Annotated in this window: 20 protein-coding genes; 16 read left to right on the forward strand and 4 right to left on the reverse strand. The window is 50.4% G+C overall.

All coding sequences use genetic code 11. From position 1 onward, the window contains the following. The first annotated feature begins 83 nt into the window (after positions 1-83). Genes ACFQZT_RS25205 through ACFQZT_RS25255 form a run of 11 tightly spaced genes read left to right on the forward strand, consistent with a single transcriptional unit; the run spans position 84 to position 10,683 of the window. Positions 84-1,103, forward strand: coding sequence for an ABC transporter substrate-binding protein (locus tag ACFQZT_RS25205; RefSeq protein WP_379304644.1), 1,020 nt, complete (start codon positions 84-86; stop codon positions 1,101-1,103). Further along, a complete protein-coding gene (locus tag ACFQZT_RS25210; protein WP_379304373.1) occupies positions 1,104-2,141 on the forward strand; it encodes a FecCD family ABC transporter permease in 1,038 nt (345 codons plus the stop codon). Between the two features lie 5 nt (positions 2,142-2,146). Continuing rightward, positions 2,147-2,923 carry an ABC transporter ATP-binding protein gene (locus ACFQZT_RS25215; RefSeq protein WP_379304375.1) on the forward strand — a complete coding sequence of 259 codons (777 nt, stop codon included), beginning with the start codon at positions 2,147-2,149 and terminating at the stop codon, positions 2,921-2,923. A gap of 22 nt (positions 2,924-2,945) precedes the next feature. After that, positions 2,946-3,995 (forward strand): nicotinate-nucleotide--dimethylbenzimidazole phosphoribosyltransferase, encoded by a 1,050-nt coding sequence (gene cobT, locus ACFQZT_RS25220; protein ID WP_379304377.1) that lies wholly within the window; start codon positions 2,946-2,948, stop codon positions 3,993-3,995. 29 nt (positions 3,996-4,024) lie between these two features. Beyond that, positions 4,025-4,591 carry a bifunctional adenosylcobinamide kinase/adenosylcobinamide-phosphate guanylyltransferase gene (gene cobU, locus ACFQZT_RS25225; RefSeq protein ID WP_379304379.1) on the forward strand — a complete coding sequence of 189 codons (567 nt, stop codon included), beginning with the start codon at positions 4,025-4,027 and terminating at the stop codon, positions 4,589-4,591. Positions 4,592-4,632: 41 nt separating this feature from the next. Beyond that, a complete protein-coding gene (cbiB, locus tag ACFQZT_RS25230) occupies positions 4,633-5,634 on the forward strand; it encodes an adenosylcobinamide-phosphate synthase CbiB (RefSeq protein WP_379304381.1) in 1,002 nt (333 codons plus the stop codon). Continuing rightward, positions 5,610-6,452 carry an adenosylcobinamide-GDP ribazoletransferase gene (gene cobS, locus ACFQZT_RS25235; protein WP_379304382.1) on the forward strand — a complete coding sequence of 281 codons (843 nt, stop codon included), beginning with the start codon at positions 5,610-5,612 and terminating at the stop codon, positions 6,450-6,452. The genes cbiB and cobS overlap by 25 nt, the downstream gene beginning before the upstream one ends. A gap of 13 nt (positions 6,453-6,465) precedes the next feature. Continuing rightward, positions 6,466-7,578 carry a threonine-phosphate decarboxylase CobD gene (gene cobD, locus ACFQZT_RS25240; RefSeq protein WP_379304384.1) on the forward strand — a complete coding sequence of 371 codons (1,113 nt, stop codon included), beginning with the start codon at positions 6,466-6,468 and terminating at the stop codon, positions 7,576-7,578. Beyond that, entirely contained in the window at positions 7,575-9,179 is a 1,605-nt protein-coding gene (locus ACFQZT_RS25245) for a cobyric acid synthase (RefSeq protein WP_379304386.1), read from the forward strand. Before cobD ends, ACFQZT_RS25245 begins: the two co-directional genes overlap by 4 nt. Continuing rightward, the gene (locus ACFQZT_RS25250; protein WP_379304388.1) at positions 9,176-9,745 is read left to right on the forward strand and encodes a cob(I)yrinic acid a,c-diamide adenosyltransferase; all 570 of its coding nucleotides are present in this window, start codon (positions 9,176-9,178) and stop codon (positions 9,743-9,745) included. The genes ACFQZT_RS25245 and ACFQZT_RS25250 overlap by 4 nt, the downstream gene beginning before the upstream one ends. Then, a complete protein-coding gene (locus ACFQZT_RS25255) occupies positions 9,742-10,683 on the forward strand; it encodes an RluA family pseudouridine synthase (protein WP_379304390.1) in 942 nt (313 codons plus the stop codon). The genes ACFQZT_RS25250 and ACFQZT_RS25255 overlap by 4 nt, the downstream gene beginning before the upstream one ends. 178 nt (positions 10,684-10,861) lie before the next feature. Here ACFQZT_RS25255 and ACFQZT_RS25260 read toward each other — a convergent pair whose 3' ends face one another. Further along, entirely contained in the window at positions 10,862-11,482 is a 621-nt protein-coding gene (locus ACFQZT_RS25260) for a pyridoxamine 5'-phosphate oxidase family protein (RefSeq protein ID WP_379304392.1), read from the reverse strand. Between the two features lie 191 nt (positions 11,483-11,673). Here ACFQZT_RS25260 and ACFQZT_RS25265 point away from each other — a divergent pair, with 191 nt between their 5' ends. From ACFQZT_RS25265 to ACFQZT_RS25285, 5 genes are all read left to right on the forward strand, one after another. Continuing rightward, positions 11,674-12,039, forward strand: coding sequence for an arsenate reductase family protein (locus tag ACFQZT_RS25265; protein ID WP_379304394.1), 366 nt, complete (start codon positions 11,674-11,676; stop codon positions 12,037-12,039). 6 nt (positions 12,040-12,045) lie between these two features. Then, the gene (locus tag ACFQZT_RS25270; RefSeq protein WP_379304396.1) at positions 12,046-13,143 is read left to right on the forward strand and encodes a site-2 protease family protein; all 1,098 of its coding nucleotides are present in this window, start codon (positions 12,046-12,048) and stop codon (positions 13,141-13,143) included. Between the two features lie 42 nt (positions 13,144-13,185). After that, a complete protein-coding gene (locus ACFQZT_RS25275) occupies positions 13,186-14,361 on the forward strand; it encodes an aminotransferase class I/II-fold pyridoxal phosphate-dependent enzyme (protein ID WP_379304398.1) in 1,176 nt (391 codons plus the stop codon). 91 nt (positions 14,362-14,452) lie between these two features. Next, positions 14,453-15,589, forward strand: coding sequence for a DNA sulfur modification protein DndB (locus ACFQZT_RS25280; RefSeq protein ID WP_379304400.1), 1,137 nt, complete (start codon positions 14,453-14,455; stop codon positions 15,587-15,589). Continuing rightward, on the forward strand, positions 15,589-16,770 hold the full coding sequence (locus tag ACFQZT_RS25285) for a DNA sulfur modification protein DndB (RefSeq protein WP_379304402.1): 1,182 nt from the start codon (positions 15,589-15,591) through the stop codon (positions 16,768-16,770). Before ACFQZT_RS25280 ends, ACFQZT_RS25285 begins: the two co-directional genes overlap by 1 nt. 87 nt (positions 16,771-16,857) lie before the next feature. On the opposite strand, the gene ACFQZT_RS25290 is transcribed toward ACFQZT_RS25285, so the two are convergent. From ACFQZT_RS25290 to ACFQZT_RS25300, 3 genes are all read right to left on the reverse strand, one after another. Further along, a complete protein-coding gene (locus ACFQZT_RS25290) occupies positions 16,858-18,321 on the reverse strand; it encodes a M56 family metallopeptidase (RefSeq protein WP_379304404.1) in 1,464 nt (487 codons plus the stop codon). Between the two features lie 65 nt (positions 18,322-18,386). Next, the gene (gene blaI / locus ACFQZT_RS25295; RefSeq protein ID WP_379304406.1) at positions 18,387-18,761 is read right to left on the reverse strand and encodes a penicillinase repressor BlaI; all 375 of its coding nucleotides are present in this window, start codon (positions 18,759-18,761) and stop codon (positions 18,387-18,389) included. 491 nt (positions 18,762-19,252) lie between these two features. Beyond that, positions 19,253-21,217 carry a glycoside hydrolase family 15 protein gene (locus tag ACFQZT_RS25300; RefSeq protein ID WP_379304408.1) on the reverse strand — a complete coding sequence of 655 codons (1,965 nt, stop codon included), beginning with the start codon at positions 21,215-21,217 and terminating at the stop codon, positions 19,253-19,255. Positions 21,218-21,222: the final 5 nt, after the last annotated feature.

The following is a 21,222-nucleotide window of genomic DNA, read 5'->3' on the forward strand; positions in this document are numbered from 1 at the left end:
TTATCGTCCCCTTTGTTCCTTAGGAATGAAGGGGATTTTTTGTTGGCGGATAGATTTAAACAAAGAGAGGGATCAACAGGATGATGACTAATAAAAGATGGAAACAAGCGCTTTTGCTAAGCACAGCGTTGGCAACAGCGGTAAGCCTTGCGGCTTGCGGAAAAAAAGAGGCACAGCCGGAGATTTCCGAACCGGCGAAGATAGGATCAGGAGGCACGAAAGCTCCTGCGGCGACATCTTCGCCTGCAGCAGCCGCCAAAAAGACGCAGTATCCGTTGAAACTTAAGGATGCGACAGGCAAAGAATTCACGTTTGAAAAAGCACCTGAACGTATCGTATCGGTCTCGCCTGCTGAAACAGAGGGGTTATTTGCACTAGGGTTGGATGATAAAATCGTGGGTGTTTCCGACTTCGACGATTATCCCGATGCGGCAAAATCCAAGCCGAAGATGGGCGGGATTACGAAGCCGAACCAAGAAGCGCTTATTGCTGCCAATGCTGGTGTGGTGTTTACGGGTGTTTCGATGAAAGCAGATACGGTGGAAAAGCTTCGTGCGATGAACCTTAATGTGTTCAAAGTGGAACCCAAGACACTGGATGATGCCATAGCGGATATCCAAACGTTTGGCCTGATCACCGATCATCAAGAACAAGCGGATAAGGTTATAGCCAAAATGAAAGCGGATCGTCAGAAGGTCGTTGATGCGGTGAAAGACGTGAAGCCTGAGCAGAAGAAAAAGGTGTACATCGAGTTCAGCCCCGGTTGGACCGTCGGCAGCGGCGAGTTTATGGATGAGCTGATCGGGCTTGCTGGAGGCGTTAATGTTGCCGGTGACACGAAAGGCTGGCAACAAATCAGCGAAGAGAAAATTATTGGGCAGAACCCAAACGTGATTCTTTATGCCCAAGGGTTTGTTGATGACAAGACGAAGAAACCATTGGATGAAATTATCCGCGGACGCAGCGGGTGGGATCAAATCGATGCTGTTAAAAACAAAAAAGTGATTGGTGTCGACCAAAACCTGCTCAGCCGCCCGGGTCCAAGAATGACCGATGGACTGCTGGAAATGGCGAAAGGCATTTATCCCGAACTGGTGAAATAAATGAAAAGAAAATTAATGCTGTGGGGAGGAGTAGGGGTCATACTCCTTCTTCTTTCTATTCTGATCAGCTTATCGCTTGGAACGGCGCGACTTCCGCTACTCCAGATCGCCGGCATTCTCGGTAAGCACCTCCCTGGGCTCAGAGGGTATGTCGATGCGAACTGGCCGCAATCTTCGGAGCAGATTATTTTGAAAGTACGACTTCCTCGCGTCTTACTGGGGGTTCTGGTAGGAGCTGCGCTCTCCGTTGCAGGAGCGGCGTTTCAAGGAGTACTACGCAACCCGCTTGCTGATCCATATACGCTGGGCGTATCATCGGGAGCTTCCGTGGGGGCCGCTTTCCTTATTTACTTTGGCCTGCAATATGCTTGGTTCGGCGGTTGGTCTATTCCCATTGTAGCGTTCGGAACCGGGCTGATCTCCTTATTGCTGGTTCTCAGACTGGCGCAGATCGATGGGAAACTGAAGATGGAGACGCTGATTTTATCCGGCGTGGTTATGCAGGCGTTCTTAGGAGCGATCGTCTCATTCATGGTGTCTATTTCCAATCAAGTTATCAATGAAATTGTATTTTGGTTAATGGGCAGTTTAGCCATGCGAGGCTGGTCCTATGCACTGACAATGTCTCCCTATTTGCTAGTCGGGTTTGCGGTGCTCATCAGCTATGCCAGACCGTTAAATTTATTAGCTCTTGGCGAGCGTCAGGCCGCTCATCTCGGCGTCCATGTGGAAAGAACGAAGCTCGTCGTGCTTATCGTAGCTACTTTTATTACGGCAGCGGCCGTGTCTGTAGCGGGAGTCATCGGCTTTGTGGGATTGATCGTACCGCATCTGGTAAGACTGCTGGTTGGTCCGGATTATCGTTTAATTTTGCCGCTTTCCGCGATCGGCGGAGGCATATATGTGCTTTGGGCCGATACGCTGGCCAGAACGCTGCTCAGTCCGACGGAAATTCCGCTTGGGGTGATCACCGCTTTCCTGGGTGCTCCATTTTTTGCTTACTTACTTCATAAGGATAAGAAAACGTTAAGAGGTTGATCAGAATGATTGAAGTTAAGCAGCTTTCCCGTAGTTTCAGAGGACAGCAGGTGCTGGAGAATATCAGCTTTGAGGTGGGACACGGGGAGTTCTTTGGGATAATTGGGCCTAACGGAAGCGGGAAGTCAACGCTGCTTCGTTTACTATCGGGTATCGATGCTGTTACTGAAGGGGAAGTTCGACTTGAGGGGCAGCTAGTCTCGTCGTACTCTCGCAAAGAGTTGGCGCGATGGTTGGCCGTCCTTCAGCAGGATGCGCTGCCGCCCGTCGGGTTTACGGTCAAAGAGGTTGTGGAGATGGGACGGTATCCGTTTCAAAACTGGCTTGGCGAAGATTCGGAAAATGCCGAATCACTGATCGCAAGCATCATCGATAAACTGGATTTGGAGCCTATGGTTAATCGAACCATCGAGCTGTTAAGCGGCGGTGAACGACAGAGAGTTGCTCTAGGCAAGGTCATGGCTCAACAGCCGCGTCTGCTAATGCTGGATGAGCCGACAACATTTCTCGATATCGGCTATCAGGTTCAGATGATGGATTACATTAAGGAGTGGCAGCGCGCGTCTCAATTGACCGTAGTCGCTGTCCTTCATGATTTAAATTTGGCAGCTCAGTATTGCAGCCGGCTGATGGTTGTTCATCAGGGCAAGCTTGCAGCGATGGGGACGCCTAAGGAAATCATTACCAGCGAGTTGATCGCAGAGGTGTACGGAACGGAACCGATTGTTTTGCAGCATCCGGTGGGTCATGCACCTCAGATTTTATTACAGCCGGGAAAATAGTCAATTGACGGGGGACAAGATCATGAGTCATTTGGAACAGATTGTTGAAAGCATTAAACCTATTCATCAAGAGTTCGCCGATCTGGCGAGTAAGCATTTGGATCAACTGACCAAACCTCCGGGAAGCTTGGGGAAATTGGAAGATATCGCACGCCAGGTTGCAGGGATTACGGGTGAAGTGATGCCGGAATTTGAGAAAAAGGCGGTCATCGTTATGGCTGGCGATCATGGCGTTTGCGAGGAGGGCGTCAGTGCATTTCCGGCAGAAGTTACACCGCAAATGGTGATGAATTTCTTGAACGGCGGTGCTGCCGTCAATGTTTTAGCAAGGCATGCCGGAGCGGACGTCGTCTGCGTGGACATCGGAGTGAACGCGGATCTGGAGCATCCGGCTCTCGTTGCCCGCAAGGTGAGGAAAGGCACACGCAACATGGCGCGCGAAGCGGCAATGACTCGTGAAGAGGCCCTGCAGGCCATTCTTGAGGGTGTAGAAGTGGTCGATGACTACGTAAGTAAAGGCTACAGCCTTTTCGCCACGGGGGATATGGGCATCGGCAATACAACGGCGAGCGCAGCTATTTTGTGCGCGCTGACCGGGATAGACGCCGGTATTGCCGTAGGCCGGGGAACGGGCATCGACGATGCGCGCTGGCTGCATAAGCAAGCGGTTGTCAAAAAAGCGTTGGAGGTCAATCAACCGAACGCGGAAGACGCTCTTGATGTGTTAGCGAAGGTCGGCGGACTTGAGATCGCCGGACTCGTCGGGGTGATTCTCGGCGCAGCGAAGAACCGCTGCCCTGTCGTCGTCGACGGCTTCATCTCGTCGGCGGCTGCGCTAGTGGCGAGCCGGTTAGCCCCGCTAAGCGCGTCCTACATGCTCGCCTCGCACTTGTCGCACGAGCAGGGGCACGGCAAACTGCTCGAAGCGGTCGGCCTCGGCGCGATGCTGCAAATGGATATGCGTCTGGGGGAAGGCACAGGCGCGGTGCTTTGCTTTAACCTGATCGATGCCGCAGGCAAGATCATGAAGGAAATGGCGACATTCGACAGCGCAGGCGTGTCGCGTGGGTAACGCAGCAAGCGAAGGAGGCTGGATGAGCTATGGCGGTCTTGGTAACGGGCGGCGCGCGAAGCGGCAAGAGCTCTTGGGCTGAGAAGCTCGCGATGCGCAGCAGCGAGAGCGGCATTTATATCGCGACCTCCCACATCTATGATGAGGAAATGAGGGAGCGGGTCGGGTTGCATCAGCAGCAGCGGCTCGCCTCGGGGTATCCCTGGGATACCTGGGAGGAGCCTTATGCGCTGAGGGAGCTTCTGCTCCAGCTGCAGAAGACAGGCGGCAGCGCGCAAGCTGCGGTTCTGGTCGACTGTTTGACGCTTTGGCTCTCTAACTGGCTGCTCCGCTATGAAGGAGATCCGGATGCCGCCGCTCTCGTGACGAAGCAGGTGGACGGGCTCGCAGAAGCGGTGTCCGCCTACAGTGGACGTTTGGTGCTCGTCACCAACGAGGTCGGGAGCGGTATCGTTCCCGAGTATCCGCTGGGACGGAGCTTTCGGGATTTGGCCGGACGGATGAATCAGCGGTTGGCCGAGATCTGTGATCAAGTATTCCTCGTAACTGCGGGGATTCCGATAGAGTTAAAAAGCAGGGCCTATCGCTTGGAGTAGTCTTTTGAACTCTAGCGGTAAGCACGGAACGGTGATACGTAATGTGGTTGTATACTTGGCAGGAAATCGTCGCCATGACGGCGGCGGCTATATTCATAGATTGGATCGTGGGCGATCCAAAATGGCCGACGCACCCAGTCATTTTCATCGGTCGATGGATTCGCTGGGTGGAGCGAAAACTGCGCAATGATGACGGCAAGCAGGGAGAGCAGGCTCGCAAGGAAAGCGCTGTTAAGCTGAAGGCGAAAGGCGCCCTACTCATGCTCTCTACAGTGTTGCTTAGTTTTGGCGTCGTACTGGTGCTTGTTCTCGTTGCGCGCTCGATTCACGAGTGGCTGGGATACATCGTCTCCACGTGGTTGATTTCCACAACGATCGCGGTCAAAGGACTAAAAGATGCCGCTTATCTCGTCTATACCCCGCTGCGCAGCGGCAATCTAGTTGATGCCCGCAAATATACGGGCTATATCGTAGGCAGAGACACGGATCATCTCGGCGAGGAGGAACTAACGCGAGCTGTGGTGGAAACCGTGGCGGAGAACATCGTGGACGCGGTCATCTCGCCGCTGTTTTATGCGCTGCTGGGCGGCGCCCCGCTCGCGATGTTCTATCGGGCATCGAATACGCTGGATTCGATGGTCGGCTACCGAAATGACCGGTACCGTCATTTCGGCTGGGCGTCGGCCCGCTGGGACGACGCCATGAACTGGATCCCGGCCCGGCTGACCGGCCTCCTGCTTGTCTTCGTCGCCCTGCTGCAGCCGGGGCTCTCGGCAAAGCGGTCAGCGGCAGCGATCCGCCGCTTCGCGCACCTGCACCCCAGCCCGAACAGCGGAATTCCCGAATCGGCGGTAGCCGGAGCGCTCGGGATTGAGCTTGGCGGGCTGAACGTCTACGGGGGCGCGGCTAGCGAGCGCTCCCGCCTGGGGTGGCCGCTGCGGGAGCGGACGCAGCGGGATATTGTTCTCGCCGTACGGATGCTGTACGGCGTAAGCTTCGTAGTAATGGGAGGACTGCTATGCGTACTGCTCGTATGGTTCTAGTAGAATGGCTGCATGGATGCATAGCAGCCTTTCAATTTTTAACGAGATTACCGATTTCCGTGCAAATTGAATATACGGATCAAGTGTTCCGCAGGAGCGTCGTTTTTTACCCTTTTGTAGGACTGGTCATTGGCTGTTTACTTCTTTTGGCAGGCGAAGGGCTGCGATTCCTTTTCCCTCCGCTGCCGGCAGCTGTTCTGCTGCTTGGCTGCTGGGTCGTTCTTACAGGAGGTCTGCATTTGGACGGATTGATGGATACCGCAGACGGCATTTTGAGCCACCGATCACGCGAACAAATGCTTGAGATTATGAAGGACAGCCGGGTAGGCGCGATGGGCGTAATCGTATGTGTGCTGCATTTGATGCTTAAATTTGCTCTGCTTTATAGCATTTTGGGCAGTGATCGGTCTGGGGGCTGGGAAGCAGCAAGTGTGCTGCTAGTAATCGTTCCGATTTGGAGCCGTTGGTTTATGGTTGTCGCCATTCATGGCTGGCCTTACGCTAGAGGGGAATCCGGGCTTGGGAGTTTGTTTCGGGGTGTAAACAAAAGGGTTGTAACATTGTCTACAATCGCAGCACTTTTGTTCACGACACTGGTTAGCGTGCTTGGAAATGGGAGATTATCTGCAACAATTCAGAATGTGCCTTTATGGGCAATAATCGGGGGATTTGCAGTTGTAACTTGGTTAGCAGGTTACGTAATTGCTACGTACATAAGCCGCAAACTTGGCGGATTGACTGGGGATACATATGGAGCTTTGAATGAGCTGCTTGAAGTTTGGCTGCTGCTCGGAGTCACGGCTTTATTTTATTGGTGAGAAGGAGTGAAAAATGATGCTGGAACGATTTGGACACGGGGGGGACCTTTGGACGGCAGAAGAGGCATTCGGACGCCCGAAGGAGCAATTTTTAGATTTCAGCTCCAATATGAATCCGCTTGGGCCTCCTTCTGTGGTTGAACATATTATAAATCACCAATGGCGGGACATGGTCAAATATCCGGACCCCGCTGTTCGTGAGCTGCGCAGCCAAATAGCCTGCAAATATGATATTCCTATCGAAAGCATTCTCGTGGGGAATGGCGCTGCAGAGCTGATCGATTTGACAGCTAGGGTACTGAAACCTGCAGTCACAGGTTTGGCGAGACCCTCTTTTAGCGAGTATGAGGAAGCCATTCTCAAATCGGGCGGAGCGATTCACTCCATTCCTCTTCATGCGGAGCATGGATTCGTTCTCCAAGAACGGGATGTGGAGGAGGCCTATCCTTCATGTGACCTGCTCTTTCTTGGACATCCGAACAACCCGACTGGCAGGCTAATCCCGCTAAACATTTTGAGTCAGCTCGCACAGAGCGGCCGCAATCTGGTCATTGACGAGGCGTTCATGGATTTCGTACAGGATGAGCAAACTCATTCCATGTTGAAATATGCGGCATCAAGCAAAAACGTATTTGTCATTCGCTCCATGACGAAATTTTACTCGATACCTGGCATTCGTTTGGGCTTCATGGTCGCACATCCGGAGTGGATTCAGAAGCTGAAGGAGCTGCAGGTTCAGTGGAGTGTCAATTTCTTGGCTCAGCACATCGGTACGGCGGTTCTGGACGACGGAGAATTCGAGCAAGAGAGCAGGAACTGGCTGCTAACTGAGAAGCCCTGGCTGGTTGGGGAACTCCGACAACTTGGTCTTGAGGTTGTCCCCAGCGAGGTGAATTTCCTGCTATTTTCTTTCCCTGTCGAGTCCGGCATCGATGTTAAGCAGGCTCAACAGTTGATGGGACGCCAAGGTATTTTGATCCGTGATGCATCCTTGTTCGAAGGACTGGGCCGGCGTTATTGCCGAGTTGCGATTCGGCTGCGCAAGGATAATGAACGACTCGTTCAGGGATTGCGGTCGATGATGCAAGAGCTCGGCAACCCTGCGGAATCGAGGATAAAAAGATGAACAAGAAAGCTTCGCAAGCCGCCACTTTAATGATACAGGGAACAGCCTCCGACGTGGGCAAAAGCATTCTGACAGCTGCTATTTGCCGCATTCTTGTTCAGGACGGCTGGTCGACCGCACCGTTCAAATCGCAAAACATGTCGCTCAATTCCTATGTGACCTTCGACGGCAAAGAAATCGGACGCGCTCAGGGCGTTCAAGCAGATGCTTGCAATATATTGGCAACAACGGACATGAACCCGATCTTGCTGAAACCGAAACAAGACATGGTCGCGCAGGTTGTTGTGCACGGAAAGCCATTCTCCGATCTGGACGCCCGCACCTATCGGGAAACCTATCTGCCGCAGGCGGAACAGATCGTGAAGGATGCCCTCGCTCGACTGCGAAGTTCATATGATGTAGTTGTGCTCGAAGGAGCGGGAAGTCCGGCGGAGGTCAATCTCAAAGACCGGGATATCGTGAACATGCGGCTGGCCGGTTGGGCCGATGCCCCTGTGCTGCTCGTCGCGGATATCGATCGGGGCGGCGTTTTCGCATCGATTGTCGGCACGCTGGAGATATTGACGCCAGAGGAAAGAGATCGGGTCAAAGGGTTTATCATTAATAAATTTCGCGGTGACGTCAGCCTGTTGAAGCCGGGTCTGGATTGGCTGGAAGCGCGGACCGGCAAGCCGGTGCTTGGCGTCATCCCTTATTTGCCTCAACTTGGCATTGAGGATGAAGATTCCGCTTCGTTGGATTCCAAAAGGGCACAGCGACAGCGGCCGGATAGCAAGCATGCGAAAACGGAGGATCAACTGGACATCGCCGTGATCCGATTGCCTCGACTTTCTAACTTTACGGATTTCGATCCGCTTCAAGAGGAGGAAGATGTGAATTTCCGGTATATTTCCAACTTGTCCGAATGGGGGCAGCCGGACGTTATTTTGCTTCCCGGGAGCAAGAATACCATGGACGATTTGCGTTACCTGAAGGAGTCGGGTCTTGCTGATCGCATTACCGGCTTTGCCCGAATCGAGAACGGTTGGGTAACTGGGATTTGCGCAGGCTATCAAATGTTAGGCATGAAGCTGCTGGATCCGCACGGATACGAATCGGATCATCCGGAACTCGAAGGGTTAAGGCTACTGCCAACGGAAACCGTTTTTACTTCGGAGAAGCGAACCGTTCAGGTTCAAGGAAGCAGCACACTTTTTGCCGATCCAGGTATGGACATGGCTATCGACGGTTATGAAATTCATATGGGGCGGACGCGTTATGTGGAGGAAGCCCGGACTCCTTTTCAAATACAGGCTCGAACGGAAGCTGATCTAGGGTCGTTGGGCTCTGGTTTACATGATGATGGCGCTGTCGTTGACGATGGGCGAATTTGGGGAACCTATCTGCATGGTATTTTGCATAATGATGATTTTCGGCGGGCCTGGTTGAATGCAATTCGCAAGCAAAAAGGATTAGCGCCAATTGATGGCGGACTTCGCTATAAAGAACGGAGAGAGGCCGCTTTCGACAGGCTTGCCGAACATGTCCGCAGTCACTTGGATATGGAGCGAATTTATGAGATTATTGGAGGAGCAAGAAGCCACAAGGAGGGTACACGATGAAAATTTATACGCGTACAGGTGATGCAGGTCAAACAGGAGTCATCGGTGGCCGTGTTGATAAAGATGATGTTCGTGTGGAAGCTTACGGTACCGTAGATGAGCTTAATTGTTATCTAGGTCAAGCGATGAGCTTTATGGATCCGGACAAATATGCCGATTTGTTAGCAGATATGCTGCAGGTGCAGCACGAGCTGTTTGATTGCGGTTCTGATTTGGCTTTATTGAAAAAAGAACTCCGTCCTTACAAAGTGACCGCCGAGATGGTCGATGCACTGGAAGGATGGATCGATAAATACGATGCTGAAACGCCGGACATTACCCGTTTTATTTTGCCGGGTGGGAGTACGGTTTCGTCAACGATTCATATTTGCCGCACCGTATGCCGCCGAGCAGAGCGCAGAGTGGTCACACTCGCACGTACCCAAGAAATTAACCCGGAAGTGCGCCGTTATTTGAACCGGCTATCCGATCTGTTCTTTACCATCGCCCGGACGGCTAACCATCGCGAAGGTGTTCCCGACGTAGAGTACGTGCGCAGCGCCGAGGTGTTTAGAAGGAAATCATGAGTTACTACGAACCTCTCGTTTATATCGTACCTTCTGAGGAAGATGGCTTTTTACTGAAAACGATCTTGCAAAAAAGGCTCATGGTTTCCCGCAAACTGCTGTCCCGGCTAAAATTGACAGAGCAAGGCATCACCGTCAATGGCGTGAGACAATACATTAGCGTAAAAGTGGGCGCTGGAGACCGTGTCGAAGTCCGCATGGAGGAGGAGCAATCCGAGGATATTCTGCCTCAGGATCTTCCGCTTCACATTCTGCACGAAGATGAGCATCTGCTTATTGTAGCTAAAGAGGCAGGGATCATCGTTCATCCGACGCACGGTCACTATGTGAATACGATTGCCAATGCGGTGGTCTATCACTGGCAGCAAGCGGGCATCAACTGCCGTTTTCGTCCGGTGCACCGGCTCGACCAGGAAACATCCGGCGTGCTGGCCATTGCTAAAACGCCTTATGTGCATCAGCAAATTTCGGAGCAGATGATTCAGCACAAGGTGAAAAAGGAATATCTCGCCTTCGTATGGGGCGTTCTTGCTGAGCAAAGCGGCACGATCAACGAACCGATTGACCGTGACCCTGAGAGGCCGCATGTGAGGATCGTCACGCCAAGCGGCTATTCCGCCGTGACTCATTACGAAGTCGTGGAACAATTCAAGTATGCGGCATTAGTCCGCATCTGGCTGGAAACAGGCAGAACGCATCAAATACGGGTGCATATGAGACATCTCGGCCACCCGCTGATAGGGGATAAAATGTACACGCTGCCTGCTTTCGAAGGAAGCAAAGCTGCTGCCGAAGCTGCAGAACGGCTTGACCGGCAAGCGCTGCATGCTTTCAGACTCGGCTTTGTGCATCCCGGCACCCGAGAATGGGTGGAGTATAACGCTCCACTGCCTGCTGATTTAGCTTCTTTGGAAGCATGGCTGCAGAGGAGCAATTAGGATTTCCCAACAACCATCAGGGTCTTCGACGTCTGGCTCACCTTTCCTAGCAAGTTTGATCCTATGGGACGCTGATCGATGCCATACCTAATTTCCTCCTAATTCGCAAACGTATGGATTACACGCAAAAGGACCGTCAGGGGAGACTGACGGTTTTTCTTATTATACAGGACGTTCGCTATTCACCCTGGTGGAACGGGCAATATTTGCGCATTAGCTCAGCCGTCTCATGATCGTCAGGAAGTCCGCGCTCGGATAGACTGTGAATCATGCTTTCACGGCGGTCTTCGTTCAAATTCTGACCGAATTTAAACTTCGCAGTTAGCTCGTTAATGGTAAGGCGTACGACGGACACGGCTTTCAACTCTGCACGGTATGCCGGGTCATCCGGCGTGATCGGCTCGTAGCCTCCCTCCGGCTGAAGCTTTTTCATAAGGGCGCCAAGCACTTCGGCTTTTTCTGCCAAGTCTTCAGTCGGCGCCGCTTCACCACGGATATGAACCGATTTGAAATAGGATGTAGCCGGACAAGCTTGACGCGGATCGGTGAAGTAAGAAGGGATAATGGCGTACTCTTTGGCGATGGCGAAGCTGACTTTACCCGAGGCGGCTATTTCTGTCATTTTGCTTCCTCTTCTGGAACCGTGAAAATAGATATGGCCATTCAAATACACAAAATTAATTGGCGTCAAATGCGGCCAACCATCTTCTCCGCTAGTGGCTAAATATCCAAATGACATCTCCTGCAAAAATTGCTCGACATCTTGCTGATCCTGAACTGCAAATTCTTTTCTTCTCATACCGGAATCTCTCCTTGTTTTTTCAAAATCATACAAAAATAGTGGTCAATACAAAAGATCCAATTTTAATCGTTTTGTATGGACCATTGAAGGCGCAATAAGCTCGCACGACTTGACTTTCAGCACTGATTAGCCCAAAATTTTATACAACTCGAATTCATCCACTTCAACTAATAAAGGAGTCTCACATCATGGGAGTAAAAGTGTTTTGTTACGATAAATGCGGTACGTGCCGCAGTATGTTGAAATGGTTGAAAACACACAATGTAGAAGTCACAGAAAATGTGCCATTATTTGAAACGCCACCTTCGGCAAAAGAACTGGCAAATTTGCTTGCTATCAGCGGTTTGGAGATTAAGAAGTTTTTCAACACCTCCGGTGAGGTTTACAAGGAAATGGGGCTGAAGGACAAGCTTCCTGGAATGTCGCAAGAGCAAATGCTGGAGCTGCTTGCTTCAAACGGCAGGCTAATTAAGCGCCCGATTGTGACTGACGGAACAAAGGTTACGGTGGGCTTTAAAGAACCGGAGTTCGAGGCCGTATGGGCGAAAGGGTGAGTAGGATTGGAACAGAAGCAGAAACCTGAGGGCAAGAAGTCGCCATGGGCGCTCGGAGGGGTAGTTGCCGTGCTGCTATCCCAAGCCAAGCTGCTGTTTGCAGCATTAAAGTTCGGCAAAGTGGGCGGGGCTGTCATCAGTATGTTTATAACGGTTTGGGCGTATGCCTATCTCGCTCCATTGCCGTTTGCAATAGGGATTGTTCTTATGATTCTGATTCATGAACTTGGCCATGTATTAGCCGCGAAAATGAAAGGACTGCCAGTCTCAGCGCCTGTATTCATTCCGTTCCTTGGCGCGCTGATCACGATGAAAAAGCATCCGACTGATGCGGCAACGGAAGCTTTTATCGGCATTGGCGGACCCCTCTTGGGGACAGTTGGAGCGACGGCGGCTTTTGCGCTTGGAGTATATGCAAATTCCCCGGTCATCGTTTCAGTCGCCTATGCGGCCTTTTACCTCAACTTGATTAACTTATTGCCTATTCATCCGCTTGACGGCGGACGCATTTCCACGGCTGTAACCCGATGGTTGTGGGTGCTTGGCTTGATCGGCGGTTTGGTGTTTATTTTCTATATGACCAGCAATGTAAGCCGATTAATTTTCTTTATCATCTGGGCCATGTTCGCTTGGGATTTGTATAAAAAATATGTCAAGTTCAGAAATCGGGAGGAAATCGTCTCGGTATCGACACGTTTTGAGTTTTATGCGGAGCATTTGCTCCAGCAAGGGTATATGATCCCTGGTGAAAATCACAGTCGCGAGTTGGAATTTACGACTTTTTCCGATTTGCAAGGGGCGATGGACGGACGTCAAACGATCGTCATGCATTGGCAGGGAATCGGTTTTGAAGGTCATGCCTATTTGCCTCAGCAAGCAATCATCAAAAAAGTGCAGGTCGTCAAAGTTGAACGCATCCAAAAAGAGAATGGTTTTTATTTAGGCTTGCAAGTGCAAGTTGATTTTACGCCGATTGGTCAACATGATCGCTATTATGAAGTGTCAACCGGAACACGTTGGAAATTTGGCGCCGCTTATTTGGGTCTTGTCTTGTATTTGTTGTATATGATTAGATTTGTTCATCAGGTCGGCATCATAGATTAAAATTATTCATGCTATTAATTCATCAAAATGAGGTTATGAACAATGACATTTACAGGCTCTAAAAGGCTGAGTCAATTAGGCTCGGCTATTTTTTCAGAGGTAGCGGAATGGAAGAGAGAGGTTATGAACCAAGGGGTAGACGTCATAGATTTAGGAATAGGAAGTCCTGATCTCCCCCCTTCGGACCGAATTATTGAGGCTATTTCTCAGGCTGTCCGCAATCCTTCGTTGTATGGATATCCAACTTCGGAGGGGAGTCTGGCATTTCGTGAAACTGTTGCTAGATGGTATCAGTTTCGTTTTGGCGTGGGACTGGATCCGGCTACTGAAATTTTAACTTTGATGGGTTCGCAGGATGGGCTGGCTCATTTGGCGCTATCTTTATGTGATCCTGGGGATTTGGCGATTGTACCGGATCCCGGATATCCGATTTATTCCGCCAGTCTGGTCTTAGCTGGGGTAGAACCTTACTTGCTTCCGCTGCGGGCTGAAAACGATTTTTTACCGAAATTGGAAGACATTCCGGCAGATGTGGCGGCAAAATCCAAGTTTATTCTGCTTAACTACCCTAGCAATCCGCTTTCTGCTGTTGCAGATCGGGCATTCTTTGAGCATTTGGTAGCTTATGCCAAGAAGCACGAGTTGCTTGTCGTACATGACCTCGCTTACTCCGAAATGGCGTTTGACGGTTACAGGCCAATGAGTATTTTGGAGGTAGAGGGTGCGAAGGAGGTTGCCGTCGAATTTCATTCGCTTTCGAAGAGCTTTAACATGGCCGGGTGCAGAATTGCTTTTTTGACAGGAAATGGGGATGCTGTGAAGGCATTGAAAGCGTTGAAGTCGAATATTGATTATGGCGTCTTTCAAGCTGTTCAAGCCGCTGGAATTGCAGCGCTCGAAGAAGACATGGAAAACGACCAAACTGTGGCCGGTGTCTACGAAAGAAGACGAAATGTATTTCTGGAAGCGCTGGCAGAGGTGGGGTGGACAATTGCACCCCCGAAAGCGACAATGTTCATCTGGGCGCCGGTTCCAAAAGGCTGGACATCTCGACAAATTTCCCGGGAAATGCTGTATCAGGCAGGGGTTGTCGTGATCCCTGGCGATGCATTCGGAGCAGAAGGGGAAGGCTTTGTAAGAATTGCTTTGGTGCAAGAAGAAGCCAGATTACTGGAGGCTGCCGGGCGAATTGGACAATGGCTTCGTACTATAGAATGAAATATAGAGTTTTTGGTAAAAATAGGAGAATGAGAGACATCGACTGATATGCATAAGAATCACAATTCTTTCATTTGAAAGGGGTACGCATATGGATGCAATTTCTTCTTTATCCGAGCTCTTAGCGGAGCAAAAGCCTTCTTCGTTCGTCGAAATTCCAGGAGTTTTGGGCCAGACGTTTGGTCAGGCTACGATTGCCGCCACATTGCCAATGAGCCGGCTATTCTCCATCTATGAAGTCGATTTGGAAGTGCAGCGCGCGATTATTCCGCGCAATCTTTCGAAATTAATCGATTATGTCAACTTGTACTTGGAAGATCGTCAACCGATCTACTTCCCGGGCATTATTTTCTCAGCAAGGGGTGCAGGCCACTATGATGAAGAACATCAAGCTCTGCGTCTGCAGCCTATTGAGAAGCTGTATGTGGTTGACGGACAACACCGTTTGGCCGCCTTCCAACGTATTATGGAAACTTTGCAGAGCCAGATGGCTCGCGCCAAGGATCGCCGTGAATACGATAAAATGGAGGAGATAACAGAGAAGCTGCGCCGTTTGTACGCATTTCCGATCTCGACCATGACGTATTTGGACATCAATGCTCGTCAAGAGCGCCAGTTATTTTCTGACATTAACAAGCTTCCTCGCAAACTTGGCGGAAACCTGGCTGTACTGCGCGACCAACGCAGATTCTATCATGTTGCGGCGACTGAGCTTGCTTCCAAAGCTCCAGCCATGCAAACATTAACTGTCGATATGTTCTCAGAGCGCGGAAAATCGCCTGAATATTTATTTTCGTACCATTTGCTAATTGAAATATTGATCGCCTTGTTTGAAGGCCGCATGAAGTCGGGCGCGCGTAATAACGGGTACCAATATGACGATAAAGATCTGCAGGAACACGTTTCTTTGGCCGGAACGTATTTCAACGGCTTGCTCCATTATCTGCCGACGCCTGCCAAAGGAGAGCTTGTCTGGTCTGAAAATATTCAAATTGCCTTAGCGCTGTTCATTCACGAAGAGTCAACCAAAACCGGCAAATTTAATCGTTACGCACTGGAGCATGCGCTTAAAATTCTTCCGCATATGAGTTGGGACAGCATTTATGCCGGTGATGAGAAGGATCGCTTGCCAAGACGGACGCGCATCATGAAAGCGTACCAACACATCAAAAACTTTTATCAAGAGAAGAACGTATTTCTCATTAGTGATAAGGAGGATGTGGGCTAATGGAAGGATTGCGCCTGAAGATGACAATACACCCGTTTTGCGAGAAATTCGGACTCTCAACGGTCGCTTTGCGGGTACAGGATTTGCTTAACTATACGATGATTGACCCAATGGTTCAGCGTAAACTGAGCAACATGCAAAGACGGAAAATCTCTACCTATCTGCAAGAGCGTGAGCTGGATCATGTGTTTTTCGGCCCGGTGACGCTTTCATTAAGAGAAGTGAATCAACTGGCGAAGGGCGAGAAAGAATTTCTGCTCAAACATGGCTCCAAGTTAAGCATCCTGGATGGTCAGCATCGGATCTTGGCCCTGGGCTATGTGAACGAACAAATGCAGAGAGAAGTCAGACGGTATGAGAAGAAATTAGCCTTATTAAAAATCAAGCAGCGGAAGTTTCCTGAAGATGCCGAGTTGAGACAAGAGGTTGAGGAAACCGAGGGGACCGTCAATCAGTTGGAAAGCCGACGTTTGGATTTAATGGAAACGCAGCTTGCTGTGCAAATTTATATCGGCTTATCGGAAGAAGAAGAGCAGCAGTTGTTCGGAGATATTAACTCCAAAGTGCAGCTGGTCAGCAAAGAACTGGGACACTCTTTCGACTCGATTGATCCACTAAATCTGGTCATTCAGCAGGTTGTTGACCATAATGTGTACTTGAAAGCCGCTGGTGTAGAGCGCCGCAGCAATTTGACTTCGTTTAACCGTAACTTTACATGCTTCAGTTGGTTGTATGCGATGGCTACGATGCTGTTCTCGGGCAGAATGCAGCCTTCCTACGAGCTTCAGCGTAAAATTCGCCACGATCCGTCTACGTACGTAGAAATCTTGCACCAATTTTTCAATACGGTGCTGCCGATGATGCCGGAACAACCGGGACTCGCGCAATATACGTCTGCGAATCGCGTCGTTCAAGAAAGCATCGCTCTTTACGCGAATCGATTCTTGTTCCCAAATGGGCAGTATAACGAGGAATGGACGCAGTCGCTACACATTCTTGAAGGATTCGATTGGTCGCATGATAATGAAGAGCTGATCTACGTATTCGGATCCTTGGATAACGGTAAGATTAATCTGATTCATGAGAAGTCGCTTAAAAAGCACGTCAAGCTCGTTCAATTCTTCTTAGAAGGCACAGATGCAGACAGCACGGGTGAGGAAGAAGTAGCATCGCCGGCGTAATGCGTTGAACCTGTAAGAAGAGAAAAAACCTTTTTCTCTCAACGAATAGTTGAGTGGAGAAAGGTTTTTTTCGTTTCTCTGGACAGCCTAGTTGCTAGTAGGTGCCGTTGGTATCACCACAGTAGGAGCCACCGGTCCGGGCTTGTCATCCGAAGCTGTTGGCAGCACTCTTGTGGAAGGGGCCGGTTTGGGCTTGTCATCCGAAGCTGTTGGCAGCACTCTTGTGGAAGGGGCCGGTTTGGGCTTGTCATCCGACACTGCGGGTAGCTCCCTTGTAGAAGCTACCGGTCTTGGCTTGTCATCCGGCGCCGTTGGTTGCCGAACTCCTGCTGAAGCTGCCGGTTTCGACTTATCATCGGCTGCAGATGGTTGCGACTCTACGGGGGCAGTCTGTTTCGGCTTGTCATTGGATGCTGATGCTTGTGAATCTATGGAAGCCGCCAGGTCGGTCTTGTTATCTGAGGTCGTTGGCACAGGCGCTATAGAAGCGGACGCGATCGGTTTTTCTTCGGAGACTAACGCATTCGGCGATTGAGTAGCAGTCTGACTGACCTTGGGACTCGTTAGCGTGCACCCGCTTATGAAAATTATTGTTGCCATTCCCAGGAATGACCAACGATATGAATTAGATTTAAACTGTTTGATCATTTTAATTCTCCTTTGCAATTGGGTTTTGCTGCCTGTAAGATTTACGTTTCCGGCAACTTGAACAGGCCGCGAGAAATTTTCCAACAACTTGATGAGGGTATACCCATAGTCCTGTCTTTTGTCAGGAGTGAGGCAACTGAGCGCAAGAGCGTCGCTTGCAATTTCCTGATCTTCCCGCATTCGACGATAAGCATACCAAAGCACCGGATTGAACCAATGAATAATCAGCAAAACATGCATGAACCAATTGACCCCAATGTCATTTCGTTTGCTGTGAGCCAGTTCATGCAGGAACACATGCTGCAGTTGATCGTCATTCAAGCTGTATAAAAGGGGTTGGGGCATGATCAATTGGGGCTTCACCAAACCGAAAAGGGTCGGAGTTGCCAAATGGCGAGATTGGGCAAGAGCAATGGGTCTATGGATCGACATCCTTTTAATGCATTGATTGAAAAGCCTCACTACTCTTGGATCGGTAATCGGAACTGTCTCATTTTTCATCGTTTGGGCAAATTTCCGATTGATACGAATGGTGTATGTACCTAATAAACTCACGCCAACCAACCAGACAACAAATAAATATCGGTAAACGGAGTGGAGAGCGGTTTCCTGCATAACAGCTGGTGCAAGCATTTCTTCCTGATTAACTTGTACAGTTGAGTGAATGGAATCTGTAAAACCGATCCAATTATAAATACTGAATTCGCTCTCCGTGCTCCATGGCAGAATTAATCGTACGATGACCAACAGCCACATTAAGTAATGCCATCTTGGCTTTAAACGACGCTTTAGCACGTACTGCAGCGCGATAATCAGCACAACCAATATGCTTGCCATGGTCGAGACGGACCAGACCCAATCAAAGAGATTCATAAATTGTTCTGTTAATGCTTTCACATTCACCCTTACCTTTCCTTAATCGATTCAATGAGATAACGGCGGCGGTCATGATGCAACAGGCTAATCTTTCATTTTGCTTTGTCATCAAGAATATTTTTTAATTCTTTTATCTCTTCCGGAGATAGCTGCTCTTCTTTCAAAAAGTTAACAAGCAGCGGCTTAAAGGCGCCGCCGTAAATTCTTTTCAGGAATGACTCGGTTTCGGACTTTACACATTCGTCTTCGGATACTAAGGGGAAATAAGCATATATTCTATTTTCTTGTGAATACGAAATGGCTTGTTTTTGGGCTAATCGGTTTAAAAGCGTTCGCACAGTTTTCGGTTTCCAATCTGTTTGAGCTTCTAAAGCCTCAATGACTTCATTAGCCGTGCGTGGCGACTTGGCCCATAGAACTTTCATGACTTCCCATTCCGCATCGGATATATGGGGAACGTTTTTCACAGGTTCACCTCCTGATAATGGATTTGTTTTGGATTACAAACGTAATACAATAGTTATATTACATTTGTAATCCGTCGGTTGTCAAATCCATGTTTAATGAGGATGCCAAAAAAGCTGCTCTCCACATAAAAAACAGCGTGAGGTAAGGGAGGGATCACACTGTACGTATGGACCCATAAAAAAGAGGCTGTCCCACTGGGGTAGCCTCGTCTCGAATGCTAATCATTGGATTTCATACAGTAGAAAAGAAACATTGGAGTAAATTTCATGGTATGGGTTGGAAAATATCCAATGGTTTCAGGCAAAAATAAGATCATTGCCTTTCAGAGCAGTAATTGACTGTATGAAATCCAATGGATGTTCGCCAAATGTTCCAAGGAATGATTTTCGTTGGAGAAAATCCAATCCAATCCAATTCTAATCCAGATTGAGGGATATGAAAGGGGCTATCCCTCGGGTCAATTCAGACCTTCAGGGATAGCCCCTCTTTGTTAATTACATTGCAGTTGGTTGGCCTCAGCAAGCATGGAAACTGCCAAGATGAACATGGCGTGCGACCAAGTTAACGGCACAACCCATGCGGTTTCGCCCGTTGCTTTGTCGATTTGCTCCGGCAGCAGACCCATTTCGGTGCGATGATCAACCGCCCACTGAAGCAGAGTTCTTGCTTCCTCGTATTGGCCGCGGGCTATCCGGTAATGGCTTAACCAGAGTGTCGTCAAGATCCACGGATTTCCTCCGATATAGTGATCATCCTCGTACCGTTTGATTCCGCTGACGCCAGGAACAGTCAAGGCTTGCTCGATTGCCTCTGCGGTCTGCACCATCATCGGATCATCGGCCGGGAAGGCGCCGAACGGTACGGAGACGCCGAGTAGGGAGATGTCGATGATCGGATCGTGCTCGAGCAAGAAGGTCGAGTACCCTTTCGCATTCGTCGCGATCGACGTCGCAGCGCCGGTCGCTTCCGCCTCGCGGTACACCGATTCGGTGACCGCCAGCTTCAACCCGCGGTAGAACGACCCGCGGTCCTCGTTCCAGCAGCGCTCACGGATGCGCTGTTGAATGCCCTCGGCGGCGAGCGCCCATGCGGTCGCCTCGGTCGCAAGCCCGCGCAGCCGCGCAAACGCGGCGGCTGCGGTCAAACCCCCGTACACGGCTGCGGCCGAGTACGTGTGCTCCGCCAAGCGCTCCTCCCAGAGGTCGCGGCTTGGCGCCGGCAAACCGGTTTCCTCGTCCAGGAAGCGGACGAGGAAATCGGCTCCCTTCGCCACGGCGGGCCATACCCGCTCGGCGAAGGCCGTGTCCTGGATGTGGCTGTAGTGCTGCCACATCCCCCACAGGATCGACGCGCCCTCGTCGATCTGCAGCCCCCATGACGGCGCGAGGCGCCCGTCATGGTAGTGCCTTTGCTGCCAGGACCCGTCGGGGTCCTGGGCGGTCAGCGTCCACTCGTAGAACCGAGTGGACAGGGAGGACAGCCCGACGCGATCGAAGGCTGTCGTAATAAAGGCGGCGTCGCGGCCCCAGCAGTACGCATAGCCGCCGCAGCGGGTGAAGCCTTCGTCGAACTCAGGCGCAGCAACGACGCTGCCGCTTTGTTCGTCGGACATCAGCTTCATCGTTAGCAGTGAACGCTCGTAGAGCTCGCGAATGTCATCGTTAGAAGTATCCGGAGCGGGAACCGCATCGGCAAGAAACTGCTGCCAGTATGCGTTCGTCAGATTGTACCAATGCGATATAGGCTGGCTCTTCGCTCTCAATAACGTATCTGCCGCTTCCTGACGGGTGGAGCCAGCCGCAATATAGACTGGAACTTCAACCGTCTGTCCCGGTTCTAGATCAGCAAAACGCCAGCTTAGCGCGCCATCCGGCGTCATATCAATTTCATTTCCGTTTAATCGGCCCGTTTGAGCCGCTTCCCAAGCATGACCTGCTTGATATTTAGTGCAAACGTTTGAACTGGAAAGCGAAAAAATATAAGCATGGCGCATGTGCGTCAAAGCATCCAAAGGTTCATCAAATTGGGTCGTGTGGTAATAATCGGTCTCCATTGAACGGAACGAAGAGAAATAAATGAACTGGAAAGAGACAGGCACCGCGCCGCGATTGGTGAAACGGTATTGGCGCACGTAGATATCCTCTTGCGGGACTGCGTAATCGAAAGATTCTACAGCAACCGGGAGCTCGGCGGACTCAGCTTGAACGCGGAAAATATTCGTTCTTGCCACATATCCGGCTTCATGCTTCCAACCATCCTCAGCACTGTCGAACCAGCTTGTTTTTTCCGTCATACCGTCGATAAATAACCCGGTTCGGATTTCATCGACATGCTGCGGGTAGTCAATATGGGGCCACCATAAACGGAATAAGCGTCCAGTCCGGCCCAAAGAGGCAAGAAATCTGGAGTTTCCGGCAATTGCGTCAATCAGGTAAGGCTTTTTGTCTGAATGCATAAAGC

Origin of the sequence: Paenibacillus sp. GCM10027628, assembly GCF_042676385.1 — a bacterium.
GTDB lineage: Bacteria > Bacillota > Bacilli > Paenibacillales > NBRC-103111 > Paenibacillus_E.

Coding starts and splice junctions, on each gene's coding strand:
- ACFQZT_RS25205 (WP_379304644.1), top strand. CDS start 84: ATGACTAATAAAAGATGGAAACAAGCGCTTTTGCTAAGCACAGCGTTG.
- ACFQZT_RS25210 (WP_379304373.1), top strand. CDS start 1,104: ATGAAAAGAAAATTAATGCTGTGGGGAGGAGTAGGGGTCATACTCCTT.
- ACFQZT_RS25215 (WP_379304375.1), top strand. CDS start 2,147: ATGATTGAAGTTAAGCAGCTTTCCCGTAGTTTCAGAGGACAGCAGGTG.
- cobT (WP_379304377.1), top strand. CDS start 2,946: ATGAGTCATTTGGAACAGATTGTTGAAAGCATTAAACCTATTCATCAA.
- cobU (WP_379304379.1), top strand. CDS start 4,025: ATGGCGGTCTTGGTAACGGGCGGCGCGCGAAGCGGCAAGAGCTCTTGG.
- cbiB (WP_379304381.1), top strand. CDS start 4,633: ATGTGGTTGTATACTTGGCAGGAAATCGTCGCCATGACGGCGGCGGCT.
- cobS (WP_379304382.1), top strand. CDS start 5,610: ATGCGTACTGCTCGTATGGTTCTAGTAGAATGGCTGCATGGATGCATA.
- cobD (WP_379304384.1), top strand. CDS start 6,466: ATGATGCTGGAACGATTTGGACACGGGGGGGACCTTTGGACGGCAGAA.
- ACFQZT_RS25245 (WP_379304386.1), top strand. CDS start 7,575: ATGAACAAGAAAGCTTCGCAAGCCGCCACTTTAATGATACAGGGAACA.
- ACFQZT_RS25250 (WP_379304388.1), top strand. CDS start 9,176: ATGAAAATTTATACGCGTACAGGTGATGCAGGTCAAACAGGAGTCATC.
- ACFQZT_RS25255 (WP_379304390.1), top strand. CDS start 9,742: ATGAGTTACTACGAACCTCTCGTTTATATCGTACCTTCTGAGGAAGAT.
- ACFQZT_RS25260 (WP_379304392.1), bottom strand. CDS start 11,482: ATGAGAAGAAAAGAATTTGCAGTTCAGGATCAGCAAGATGTCGAGCAA.
- ACFQZT_RS25265 (WP_379304394.1), top strand. CDS start 11,674: ATGGGAGTAAAAGTGTTTTGTTACGATAAATGCGGTACGTGCCGCAGT.
- ACFQZT_RS25275 (WP_379304398.1), top strand. CDS start 13,186: ATGACATTTACAGGCTCTAAAAGGCTGAGTCAATTAGGCTCGGCTATT.
- ACFQZT_RS25280 (WP_379304400.1), top strand. CDS start 14,453: ATGGATGCAATTTCTTCTTTATCCGAGCTCTTAGCGGAGCAAAAGCCT.
- ACFQZT_RS25285 (WP_379304402.1), top strand. CDS start 15,589: ATGGAAGGATTGCGCCTGAAGATGACAATACACCCGTTTTGCGAGAAA.
- ACFQZT_RS25300 (WP_379304408.1), bottom strand. CDS start 21,217: ATGCATTCAGACAAAAAGCCTTACCTGATTGACGCAATTGCCGGAAAC.